Below are 11479 nucleotides of genomic sequence, written 5' to 3' on the forward strand. Positions count from 1 at the left end.
GTCCGTCGGCCTCGAGCTCGGCGTCGTCCCGGTCGGGGTGCGCGAGGACGGGCAGATGGATGTGCCCGACCTCGTGAGCGAGCTGGGCTGGTACCGCTTCGGCCCTGCTCCCGGCGCGGAAGCAGGCTCCGCGGTGCTCGCGGCGCACGTCGCGAGCGACGTCGGGGCAGCACCGATGGCATCCGTGCTCCGCGCATCGGAGGGCGACGCGATCGAGATCGACACCGGCTCGGGCGCGATGCTCGACTACCGCATCACGAGCATCGAGCAGGTGTCGAAGGACGAGCTGCGGCTCGACGCGCTCTTCGCGCGCGACGGGGAGCACGTCGTGCGCCTCGTCACGTGCGGTGGCGACTGGGATGCCGCTGCCGGCGCCTACGAGGACAACATCGTGGTCACCGCCGTCCTGGACGCGCGGTGAGCCGCGTGGCCCGGTGATACGTTCTGGCCGTGGTGGAAGAGGGTGCGATCGATGTCGAGCGACTGTCGCTCGCGTTCGCGTCGGACGCATCCCCAGAAGTGCTGCGACAGGCCTACGAGCGCTGGGCCGGCATGGTCTACGCGATCGCCTGCCGAGCGATGGCACCGCACGACGCGGAGGATGTCGTGCAGCAGACCTTCGTCTCGGTCTGGCGATCGCGCGAGGCGTACGACCCCGCGAGCGGCCCGCTCGGCTCGTGGATCGTGGCGATCGCCCGCCGGCGCATCGCCGACCACTACCGCACGCGGTACGCGAACGAGCAGGCGTTCGACCCGCACGACCTCGCCGTCCAGCTCGATCGCGGTGAGGGGGATCCGGTGTCGGAGCAGGTCTCGGACGCCCTCACCGTGCAGGAGGAGCTCGAGCGGATCGGCGAGCCGCAGCGCACGATCGTGCGCCTCGCCGTCATCGAGGACCGCTCGACCGCATCGATCGCCGAAGAGCTCGACATGCCGGTGGGAACGGTGAAGAGCCACTTGTCGCGAGCGCTCCGAAGACTCAGGGAGAGATGGGAGGACACGCATGCAGCATCTATCGACTGACGCGCTCGCCGCGCTCGCGCTCGGCGAGTCCGATGCGAGCGCCCAGCACCTGGAGTCCTGCGCTGCCTGCAGCGCCGAGCTGGCCGCCCTGCGCGCGACCGCGGAGCGCTTCCGCGCATCGCACATCACACCGGTCCAGCCGCCTGCGGGCGTGTGGGACCGCATCCTGGCCGACATCGCGTCGGAAGGCGCCCCGATCGACGCGGTCGAGCCGCGCGCGGCGGTGACCCTCGATGCCGAGCACGACGCTGCTGCCGAGCGCACCGCTGCTGCGCCCGTCGCCGCCCCGCGGATGCCGACCGGTGACCTCGTGCGCCGCCGGCGCCGCAGGTTCGGCGCGGGCGCGCTCATCGCCGCGTGCGCCGCCTCCGCGGTGCTCGCCGCGAGCCTCGCCGTGCTGATCGTGACGCAGGTGGGCGGGGCTCCGCGCTCGACCGACCTCGCGAACGCCGCGCTCGAGCCGCTCACGTCGACGGTCTCGGCCGCGCGCGCGGAGGTCATCGAGCGTGACGGCCAGCGACTGCTCGTCGTCGACGCCGATGCGCTGCCGACGATCGACGGCTACCTCGACGTGTGGCTGCTCGACGCCGACGCGCAGCAGATGGTGAGCCTCGGCGTCATGGACGCAGCCTCGACCGAGCTCACGCTGCCCGCCGACCTCGACCTCGCGGCGTTCCCGGTGGTCGACGTCTCCATCGAGCCCTACGACGGCGACCCGACGCACTCGGGCGACAGCATCTGGCGCGGCGCGCTCGAGCTCTGACCGATCAGCGGTGCGGCCACGCCGCGACCGCTCGGTCGATGCGGGTGCGCACCGCAGCGGGCACGCGCTCGACGATCTCGAGCACCGGCGCCGCAGAGGCTTTCGAGCGCGCGGCCGGGATGCGCCAGGTGCCGACCGCGACGCCGTCGACGAGCACCATCGGCCGGAAGACGCCGTTGGCCCCGGGCACGACGGCGGCGAGCACCTCGCGGCTCGCGACGAGCGAGCGATCCCGGTAGCCGAGGATCCACTCGTCGAAGCCGGGCACGAGCACGACACCGGTGGCCTCGCCCGGCGCCGCGCCGCTCGCGACGAGCGCGTCGCGGTCGCCGACGCGCACCGGCTCGAGACCGGTGCCGAGCGCTGCGGCGCGCTCGAGCGCCGCGCGCACGGGCACCTTCGGCAGCCCCATCCACCAGGCGACGTCGTCCGCGTCGATCGGTCCGCGCGCGGCGACCATGCGGGCGAGGGCGTCGTCGAGCGCGGCCTCCGGGTCGGCGACCGCGGGCCGGGCGCCGCCGACGAGCAGCTGATCGCGACCGCCCTCGAACGGGCCGAAGCGCACGAGCCCGTCGTAGGCGAGCAGCGCGAGCAGGTGGTAGCCGCGGCCGCCGGCGGTCGAGATCCCCGCGGCCTCCCACGCGGCGAGCATCGCCGGTCGCGGCAGCGGGCCGTCGGCGAGGGCGTCGACGAGCACGTCGGCGGCGAGCTCGGCGGCGGCCTGCTCGATGCCCCGCACCTCGCACATGCGCCACTCCTGGCGGCGCATCCGCTCGCCGGTCGCCGCGTGCAGCACCGCGAGGTCGTCGGGCGCGGCGACGAAGAGCGTGCCGCGCATCGCCCACGACCGCACGAGCTCGCCCGCGTCGAAGGCGGCGCGCACGTCGTCGAGCGTCGTGCCCGGCGCGGAGCGGACCGCGATCGCCCGCAGCACGGCGGGCAGGTCCTGTCCCTGCATCGCCACCATGTGCCGCACCGCCTCGGCGGGTGAGCGCTCCGACCCGTGCAGTCCTTGCGCGACCAGCCGCATCCGCCGCGCATCGGTGCTCGTCAGCTCCCTCACGCCGCCCACGCTAGCCCCGCCCGCCGACTCGACGCGGACCCCTCCCGCCCGCGCGGGTGGAAGGGGTCCGCTTGGTGCTCGACGGCGCTCAGTCCTCGAGCAGGCTCGTCACGAGCGCGGCGATGCGGCTGCGCTCGCTCCGCACGAGCGTGATGTGGCCGAAGAGGTCGTGCCCCTTGAGCGTCTCGATGACGCTCGCGACGCCGTCGTGGCGGCCGACCCGCAGGTTGTCGCGCTGCGCGACGTCGTGGGTCAGCACGACCCGCGAGTTCTGGCCGATGCGGCTCAGCACCGTCAGCAGCACGTTGCGCTCGAGCGACTGCGCCTCGTCGACGATCACGAACGCGTCGTGGAGCGAGCGGCCGCGGATGTGCGTGAGCGGCATCACCTCGAGCATGCCGCGCGCCGCGACCTCGTCGAGCACGTTGTCGCTCACGAGCGCGCCGAGCGTGTCGTAGATCGCCTGGCCCCAGGGGTTCATCTTCTCGCCCTGGTCGCCCGGCAGGTAGCCGAGCTCCTGCCCGCCGACGGCGTAGAGCGGCCGGAAGACGATGACCTTCTTGTGCAGCCGCCGCTCGAGGACCGCTTCGAGGCCGGCGGCGAGCGCGAGCGCCGACTTGCCGGTGCCGGCCGAGCCGCCGAGCGAGACGATGCCCACCTCGTTGTCGAGCAGCAGGTCGATCGCGAGCCGCTGCTCGGCCGAGCGGCCGTGCACGCCGAACACGTCGCGGTCGCCGCGCACGAGCGAGACCTCGCCACGACGGGTCACGCGGCCGAGCGCCGAGCCGCGCTCGGACGAGATGACGAGGCACGTGTTGATCGACATGCCATCGACGAGCGGGGTGTCGATCCGCTCGTCCTCGTAGAGCCGGTTCAGCTGCTCGCCCGAGAGCGCGAGCTCGGCCGTGCCGGTCCAGCCGGAGTCGACCGCCTGCTCGGCGAGGTACTCCTCCGCCGGCAGGCCGATCGAGGCGGCCTTCACGCGCATCGGCATGTCCTTCGACACGATGCAGACGTCGAGCCCGTCGGCTGCGAGGTTCGACGCGACCGCGAGGATGCGCGAGTCGTTGTCGCCCAGCTGCAGGCCGCTCGGCAGCACCTGCTGGTTGGAGTGGTTGAGCTCGACCCGCAGGGAGCCGCCGCCCTCGGTGGGCACCGGGAAGTCGAGCCGCTCGTGCTCGACCCGCAGGTCGTCGAGGTTGCGCAGCGCCTTGCGCGCGAAGTAGCCGATCTCGGGATCGTGCCGCTTCTTCTCGAGCTCGGCGATCACGACCACGGGGATCACGACGGCGTGCTCGGCGAAGCGGTGGATCGCCCCCGGATCGGACAGCAGCACGCTCGTGTCGAGCACGTAGGTGCGCTGGCGGGTGTCGAGGCCCTCTGCCTCGGCGGAGCCGCTCTCGGAGGTGGTGGCGAGTTGAGGCACGTGATGCTCCCTCCCGACCCTGGGGTCGGATCCACGCGGCCGTCGCCTCCCGTGCTGCTCGCTGGCGCGATGGCCGCTCGCTGTCGGGCGGAACTGCCCGACACGGCCGAATCTACGCGCGCCCCTCCGGGGACGCGTCGGAGGACACACCGACGTCACCGAGAGTTCACCTGATCCAGAGGTTGAAGGTTCCCTAGCGCCCGTAGCGCCGTTCTCGCTGCCCGTAGGCGCGCACGGCGCGCAGGAAGTCGACCTCGCGCAGGTCGGGCCCGAGCGCCTCGACGAAGTAGAACTCGCTGTGCGCGCTCTGCCACAGCATGAAGTCGCTCAGCCGCTGCTCGCCCGAGGTGCGGATCACGAGGTCGGGATCGGGCTGGCCCGCCGTGCCGAGGTGCTGCGCGATGAGCTCGGGCGAGAGCCGCTCGGCGATCTCGGCGACCGTCGCCCCGTCGGCACCCGTGAGGATCGTGCGCACCGCCTCCACGACCTCGTGCCTGCCGCCGTACCCGACGGCGAGGTTCACGACGAGGCCCTCCTGCTCGGCGCTGCGCGCGACCGCCGCCGAGAGCGCGGAGCACAGCGGCGCCGGCAGGCCGCGCACGTCGCCCACGTGACGGATGCGTCGGCCCGGCTGGCGGGAGAGGTCGTCGGCGAGCTCGGCGATGATCTCGCACAGCTCGCCGAGCTCCTCGTCTGCCCGCCCCGTGAGGTTGTCGCGAGAGAGCAGGTAGAGCGTGACGACCTCGACGCCGATCTCGGCGCACCAGTCGACGAACTCGCGCAGCTTCGCGGCGCCGGCGCGATGCCCGTGGCCGGCGCTCGCGAGCTTCTGCTCGCGCGCCCAGCGGCGGTTGCCGTCGATGATCATGGCGATGTGCCGCGGCACGACGGCGTGCTGGAGGTCGCGGCGGAGCCGCCGCTCGTAGTAGCGGTAGACGAGCCGTGAGCCCGGGGCGCTGCGCAGTCGCACGCGACGAATCTACCCGCCGCTCCGACCCGCGGCCGCGCACGCGGATGCTCGACGCGGCACTGCGTACGCCGTACGCTGTCCCTATGGCACTGCAGAACGGGTCCGCTCGTCCCTCCCCTGACGACCGGCCCGCCCCGGAGGTGCGCGTCAGCGAGCCCGACCCGGCGCACCTGCCGCTCATCGAGGCCGCGGGCGACGCGATCGTCGAGGCGTCCGTCGAGGACAAGCCCTCGTGGCGCGGCTGGATCCACGCCGCGACGGCGCCGCTGTCGCTCATCGCCGGCATCGTGCTCATCGTGCTCGCCGAGGGCGCGACCGCCACGATCTCCACCGCCGTCTATGCCGCGTCGAGCCTGCTCATGTTCAGCGTGTCGGCCGTCTACCACCGCTTCCGCTGGCAGGAGCGCACGCGCGTCGTGCTCAAGCGGCTCGACCACGCCAACATCTTCCTGCTCATCGCCGGCAGCTACACGCCGATCGCGCTGCTCACGCTCCCGTCGCCCACCGACTGGATCCTGCTCACCGTCATCTGGGTCGGCGCGCTGCTCGGCATCGCCTTCCGCATCTTCTGGCTGCACGCCCCGCGCTGGCTGTACGTGCCGATCTACCTCGCGCTCGGCTGGGCCGCGGTCGCGTTCCTGCCGCAGATCTGGGTCGCGAACGCGGCGACCGCGCTCCTCATCGGCGCCGGCGGCCTCGCCTACACGATCGGCGCGGTCATCTACGGGATGAAGCGGCCCAACCCCTACCCGGGCCACTTCGGCTTCCACGAGATCTTCCACTTCTGCACGCTCGTCGCGTTCGTGTGCCACTGGACGGCGATCATGCTCGTCGCCGTCGACCCGCCCGCGTGACCTCGCGGTCGTGACCTCGGTCCTGACGCACGGCGCGACCTCCCAGCGTCCGTGCGGCGCGCGCGCCTAGCGTCGGAGCATGCGCCTCGCCCGAACCGCTGCCGTCGTGGCGGCATCCGTCGCCATCGTCACGATGAGCGGCTGCGTCATCCTGCCGCCGCCGCTGCCGACGCAGCTGCGCCAGCCGCAGCAGCCCCCGGCGCAGCCGTCGCAGACGTCCGGCGGTTCGCAGGTCGAGGTGCAGCCGGTCGAGCCCGACGAGCCGATCACGACCGAGGACGAGACGGATGCCGACACGGGCGACCTGTACGCCGGCTCGCGCGGCGAGACGGTCGACGGCTACTTCCCGGATGCCGCGCTCGACCTCGTGCTCGAGGCGACGCGCGGCACGGCCCGGGTCGCGCCGGGCATCGCGATGATGGAGCACGAGGACGGCGACGAGCTGCTCGCCGGCACGTCCCACACGACCGACGAGAGCCTGCTGCTCACGACCGTCGGGCGGCTCGTGCTCGAGGCGGACGGCGCCGAGTACACGTGCAGCGGCACCGTCATCAACAGCGACTCCGGGCTCGTCGTCGTCACCGCGGCGCACTGCGTCTTCGACGACGACACGCGCGACTACTACGACCGGATCACGTTCGAGCCGGGCTACGAGCGCGGCGAGGCGCCGTTCGGCACGTGGGAGGCCGAGGACTGGTGGGTGCCGAGCCAGTACCTCGAGGCGAACGAACGGTGGCTCGACGGCGCCGACGACGACGGCTGGATGGGCTTCGACTTCGGCTTCATCCGCTTCGCGCCGCAGGACGGCGCGACGCTCGAGGACGCCGTCGGCGGTCAGGGCATCAGCTTCACGGCCGAGACGAACGGCGTCGTGATCGCCGGCTACCCCGGCAACGACGACTTCGACGCCGAGGTGCTGCGGTACTGCGCCGACGAGGAGCTGAACTACGGCGCGGGAGGCGACGCGAACTACGGCGCCGACTGCGCGATGGGCGACGGCGCCTCCGGCTCAGGGTTCGTGTCGAACCTCGATCCCGCGACGGGGGCCGGCCACATCACCGCGGTCTACTCGAACGGCGGCGACACGGGCGCCTACGGCCCGCCGCTCGGCGTCACGGCCTACAACGGCCTGCGCTCGCTCGACGACTGACGGCGGGGCTCTACCCGCCGAGTGGCGCCCGCCGCACCTGAGTGGCGCCTCCCCGCGCCTGAGTGGCGCCCCCCGCGCCTGAGTGGCGCCCCCCGCGCCTGAGTGGCGCCTCCCGCGACTGAGTGGCGCCTCCCGCGACTGAGTGGCGCCTCCCACGACTGAGTGGCGCCTCCCGCGACTGAGTGGCGCCTCCCACGTGAGCGGCGCATCCGGAACCATGCAGGATGCCGGCCATTCCGGGGCGCGCCACTCACCTGCCGGAAGCGCCACTCACCTGCCGGAGGCGCCACTCACCTGCCGGAGGCGCCACTCAGATGCCGGAGGCGCCGCTCACATGCCGGAGGCGCCACTCACATGCCGGAAGCGCCACTCAGCTGGCTGCGAGCGGGCGGAGCGTCAGCGGGCCTGGCCGTCGGTGTTGTCGGCGTCCTGCAGCTGCCCGAACGCGCCCTTCTTCGGCGCGACCTTCGCCTGCTTCTCGGCGGCACGGCGCTGCTCGCGATTGCCGCCCGCGGGCTTCGACTTCGCAGCGACCGCCGGGTTGCCGGAGCGCGGGCGCGCCTTGCCGACGACGCCGAGCTCCTTGCCCTTGTCGTCGTGCAGCGAGGCCTCGCCGTCCTCGTCGGGCGCCGAGTACGTGAGCGCCGCCGTGTCCTCCTCGGCGGGCTCCTCGAGGCCGCCGCCCTCGAGCGCCGGCGCGTCGGGCGTCGCGCCCTGCTGCACCTTGACGTCGAGGTTGAACAGGAACGAGATCGACTCCTCGCGGATCGCTGACATCATCTGCTGGTAGAGCGCGAAGCCCTCGTTCTGGTACTCGACGACCGGGTCGCGCTGCGCCATCGTGCGCAGGCCGATGCCCTCGCGCAAGTAGTCCATCTCGTAGAGGTGGTCGCGCCACTTGCGGTCGATGACCGACAGCACGACGCGGCGCTCGAGCAGTCGCATCGCGGGCGAGCCGAGCGACTCCTCGCGCTTCTGGTACGCGATCTTGGCGTCGGAGAGCAGCTGCTCGTAGAGGAAGTCGGCCGTGAGGCGCGGGTGCGCCTCGGCGACGACCTCGTCGATCGTGATGCCGACCGGGTAGAGCAGCTTCGCCTCGGTCCAAAGGGCCTCGAGGTTCCACTCGTCGCTGTCGTTGCCGACCGCGTGATCCGAGACGAGCGAGCGCAGCGCGCCCTCGAGGAAGCCCTGCACGCGGCCCGCGAGGTCGTCGCCGTCGAGGATGTGCCGGCGGTCGGAGTAGATCGCCTCGCGCTGGCGGTTCATCACGTCGTCGTACTTGAGCACGTTCTTGCGCATCTCGGCGTTCCGCGACTCGATCTGCGACTGCGCGGTGCGGATCGTGCGCGTGAAGATCTTCGACTCGAGCGGGATCTCGTCCTCGTCCGCGTCGACGGCCATGAAGCGCTCCGCGACGGAGCCGCCGAAGAGCCGCAGCAGGTCGTCCTGCATCGAGAGGTAGAAGCGGCTCTCGCCCGGGTCGCCCTGGCGGCCGGAGCGCCCGCGCAGCTGGTTGTCGATGCGGCGCGACTCGTGGCGCTCGGTGCCGAGCACGTAGAGCCCGCCCGCCTCGACGACCTTCGCGGCCTCCGCCTCGACCTCGGCCTTCACCTCGGCGAAGACCTCGTCCCAGCGCGCCTCGTACTCCTCCGGCATGTCGGTGGGGTTGAGGCCCAGCTCCTGCATGCGGGTGACCGCGAGGTGCTCGGCGTTGCCGCCGAGCATGATGTCGGTGCCTCGACCGGCCATGTTCGTCGCGACCGTGACGCCGCCCAGGCGGCCCGCCTGCGCGACGATCGCGGCCTCTCGCGCGTGGTTCTTCGCGTTGAGCACCTCGTGCTTGACGCCCGCCTTCGCGAGCAGCCCCGAGAGGTACTCGCTCTTCTCGACGCTCGTGGTGCCGACGAGCACGGGCTGCCCCGCCTCGTGGCGCGCGACGATGTCGTCGACGACGTGCTTGAACTTGCCCTCGACGGTCGCGTAGACGAGGTCGGACTTGTCGTCGCGCTGCATCGGCTTGTTCGTCGGGATGGGGACGACGCCGAGCTTGTAGGTCGCCATGAACTCGGCGGCCTCGGTGTCGGCGGTGCCGGTCATGCCCGAGAGCTTGTCGTAGAGGCGGAAGTAGTTCTGCAGGGTGACCGTCGCGACCGTCTGGTTCTCGGCCTTGATCTGCACCCCCTCCTTCGCCTCGATCGCCTGGTGGATGCCCTCGTTGAAGCGGCGGCCCTGCATGATGCGGCCGGTGTGCTCGTCGACGATGAGCACCTCGCCGTTCATGACGACGTAGTCGCTGTCGCGCTTGAAGAGCGCCTTCGCCTTGAGCGCGGTGTTGAGGAAGGAGATGAGCGGCGTGTTCGCCGACTCGTAGAGGCTGTCGATGCCGAGCAGGTCCTCGACCCGCTCGATGCCGGGCTCGAGCACGCCGACGGTGCGCTTCTTCTCGTCGACCTCGTAGTCGATCTCGGGGCGCAGGCGCTTGGCGATGCGCGCGAACTCGGCGAACCAACGGTTGGCCTCGCCCGCGGCGGGGCCGGAGATGATGAGCGGCGTGCGCGCCTCGTCGATGAGGATCGAGTCGACCTCGTCGACGATGGCGAAGCCGTGGCCGCGCTGCACCATCGCCTCCTTCGAGTGCGCCATGTTGTCGCGCAGGTAGTCGAAGCCGAACTCGTTGTTCGTGCCGTAGGTGACGTCGGCGTCGTACTGCTGCTTGCGCACCTCGGGCGTCTGGCCCGAGATGATGCATCCGGTCGTCATGCCGAGCGCGCGGAAGACGCGGCCCATGAGCTCAGACTGGTAGCTCGCGAGGTAGTCGTTCACCGTGACGATGTGCACGCCGGTGCCGGGGATCGCGCCGAGGTAGGCGGCGATTGGCGCGACGAGCGTCTTGCCCTCACCCGTCTTCATCTCGGCGATGTTGCCGAGGTGGAGCGCGGCGGCACCCATGATCTGCACGTCGTAGGGCCGCATGCCGAGCGTGCGCTTCGCAGCCTCGCGGACGGCCGCGAACGCCTCGGGCAGCATCGCGTCGAGCGACTCCCCGTCGGCGTAGCGCTGGCGGAACTCGGCGGTCTCACCGGCGAGCTCCTCGTCGGTCAGCTCCTCGAACGCGTCCTCGAGCGCTGCGACATCCGCGGCGATGCGCTCCAGACGGCGCCGCAGTCGGCCTTCGCCCGCGCGGAGCAGGTTCTCGAAGAAGTTGGCCACGAGGGATGCCTCCCGGTGTTCGTCAGTTCGGTCACGGTCCGTTGACCGACTGCTCATCGTAGCAACGCCATCGAGGCGGCTCCCCAGAGCACTCCGGGGAGCCGCCTCGAGCGGTTCAGGACGCCGCGCGCTCCGCCTCGGTGGCGGATGCGGCGGGCGAGTCGACCGCGCTGTCGTCGAGCGAGATGACGCCGTACGACCAGCCCTTGCGGCGGTAGACGACGGCGCACTCATCCGTCGCCTCGTCGACGAAGAGGTAGAAGGGGTGGCCGACGAGCTCCATCTGGTCGACGGCATCGCGCACGCTCATGCGCTTCGCCGGGAATCGCTTCTCGCGGATCACCACGGGCGACCACTCGTTCTCGGCCTCCTGCTGCTCCTGGCTCACGATCGGGAGCGCGCCGGTGGTGACGGCCTCGACGACGGCGGGGTCTGCGGGCGTGATGGCGACCTGCTCGAAGCCGGCCGCGGCGGCCTCGCGCAGCGGCAGGCGGCGGCGGGCGCTGTGGTCGTGGCGCTTGTCGTGGACGCGGCGTGCGCGCTCCATGATGCGGTGGAAGGCGGAGTCGAAGGCCATGTACTTGTCGGGCCCGTCGGACTCGGAGCGGATGATCGAGCCCGGTCCGTGGACCGTGATCTCGACGCGGCCGCCGGCGATGGCGACGTGCGGATCGGCGTGGCGGGTGAGCTTGACATCGAGCGCCGTCGCTCGCGGGAGCAGCTGCGTGACCTTCGCGAGCTTCTCCTCCGCGTATGCGCGGAACCGGTCGGTGATGTCTGCGCCCTTGGCGCCGAACGTGATGTCCATGGTGGCCTCCCCTGCGGATCGGCGTCGGCGCTTGCGGCTTGCAATGCCGACTTGCGTGCCGGTCACTCTACCCCCGCCGGATGGGACTGCCTGAAAGTCATGTACCCCGCTTCGGCGTGCGTGCGACTGCCGCGATCGCGACCGGTCGGCAGCCCGCTGCGCGCACCGCGCGCACGGCCTCGCGAGCGGTCGCGCCGCTCGTCACGACGTCG

At 71.8% G+C, this 11479-nt stretch carries 10 protein-coding genes; 5 read left to right on the forward strand and 5 right to left on the reverse strand.

Annotated features, from left to right (window positions below):
* The 3 genes from ABD106_RS14430 to ABD106_RS14440 all read left to right on the forward strand — a co-directional run.
* A partial coding sequence (locus ABD106_RS14430; RefSeq protein ID WP_343921591.1) for a class F sortase occupies nt 1–421 on the forward strand: 421 nt, incomplete at its 5' end.
* A gap of 29 nt (nt 422–450) precedes the next feature.
* Nucleotides 451–1023 (forward strand): RNA polymerase sigma factor, encoded by a 573-nt coding sequence (locus ABD106_RS14435; RefSeq protein WP_343921593.1) that lies wholly within the window; start codon nt 451–453, stop codon nt 1021–1023.
* Nucleotides 1004–1786 (forward strand): anti-sigma factor, encoded by a 783-nt coding sequence (locus tag ABD106_RS14440; protein WP_343921595.1) that lies wholly within the window; start codon nt 1004–1006, stop codon nt 1784–1786. The genes ABD106_RS14435 and ABD106_RS14440 overlap by 20 nt, the downstream gene beginning before the upstream one ends.
* A 4-nt stretch (nt 1787–1790) precedes the next feature.
* Here the strand turns inward: ABD106_RS14440 and ABD106_RS14445 are convergent, their stop codons facing one another.
* The 3 genes from ABD106_RS14445 to uppS all read right to left on the reverse strand — a co-directional run bounded on the left by ABD106_RS14445 (nt 1791) and on the right by uppS (nt 5245).
* Nucleotides 1791–2849, reverse strand: coding sequence for a winged helix DNA-binding domain-containing protein (locus ABD106_RS14445; protein ID WP_343921597.1), 1059 nt, complete (start codon nt 2847–2849; stop codon nt 1791–1793).
* 88 nt (nt 2850–2937) lie between these two features.
* Nucleotides 2938–4275, reverse strand: coding sequence for an RNA 5'-3' helicase PhoH2 (phoH2, locus tag ABD106_RS14450; RefSeq protein WP_343921599.1), 1338 nt, complete (start codon nt 4273–4275; stop codon nt 2938–2940).
* A 193-nt stretch (nt 4276–4468) separates the two neighbouring features.
* Nucleotides 4469–5245 (reverse strand): polyprenyl diphosphate synthase, encoded by a 777-nt coding sequence (uppS, locus tag ABD106_RS14455; protein WP_343921601.1) that lies wholly within the window; start codon nt 5243–5245, stop codon nt 4469–4471.
* Nucleotides 5246–5328: 83 nt separating this feature from the next.
* Between uppS and trhA the strand changes: the two genes are divergently transcribed.
* The gene (trhA, locus tag ABD106_RS14460; RefSeq protein ID WP_343921603.1) at nt 5329–6099 is read left to right on the forward strand and encodes a PAQR family membrane homeostasis protein TrhA; all 771 of its coding nucleotides are present in this window, start codon (nt 5329–5331) and stop codon (nt 6097–6099) included.
* 79 nt (nt 6100–6178) lie between these two features.
* Nucleotides 6179–7249 carry a trypsin-like serine peptidase gene (locus ABD106_RS14465; RefSeq protein ID WP_343921605.1) on the forward strand — a complete coding sequence of 357 codons (1071 nt, stop codon included), beginning with the start codon at nt 6179–6181 and terminating at the stop codon, nt 7247–7249.
* Nucleotides 7250–7645: 396 nt separating this feature from the next.
* Here ABD106_RS14465 and secA read toward each other — a convergent pair whose 3' ends face one another.
* Nucleotides 7646–10459: a preprotein translocase subunit SecA gene (secA, locus tag ABD106_RS14470; RefSeq protein WP_343921607.1), complete on the reverse strand. Its 2814-nt coding sequence runs from the start codon at nt 10457–10459 to the stop codon at nt 7646–7648.
* A 115-nt stretch (nt 10460–10574) separates the two neighbouring features.
* Nucleotides 10575–11267: a ribosome hibernation-promoting factor, HPF/YfiA family gene (gene hpf / locus ABD106_RS14475; RefSeq protein WP_343921609.1), complete on the reverse strand. Its 693-nt coding sequence runs from the start codon at nt 11265–11267 to the stop codon at nt 10575–10577.
* Nucleotides 11268–11479 lie beyond the last annotated feature (212 nt).

It is taken from the genome of Agrococcus citreus, from assembly GCF_039527715.1.
Lineage (GTDB): Bacteria > Actinomycetota > Actinomycetes > Actinomycetales > Microbacteriaceae > Agrococcus > Agrococcus citreus.

Excerpts from the sequence above, each read along its gene's own strand:
- ABD106_RS14465 (WP_343921605.1), top strand. The coding sequence starts at position 6,179 with ATGCGCCTCGCCCGAACCGCTGCCGTCGTGGCGGCATCCGTCGCCATC.
- trhA (WP_343921603.1), top strand. The coding sequence starts at position 5,329 with ATGGCACTGCAGAACGGGTCCGCTCGTCCCTCCCCTGACGACCGGCCC.
- ABD106_RS14440 (WP_343921595.1), top strand. The coding sequence starts at position 1,004 with ATGCAGCATCTATCGACTGACGCGCTCGCCGCGCTCGCGCTCGGCGAG.
- hpf (WP_343921609.1), bottom strand. The coding sequence starts at position 11,267 with ATGGACATCACGTTCGGCGCCAAGGGCGCAGACATCACCGACCGGTTC.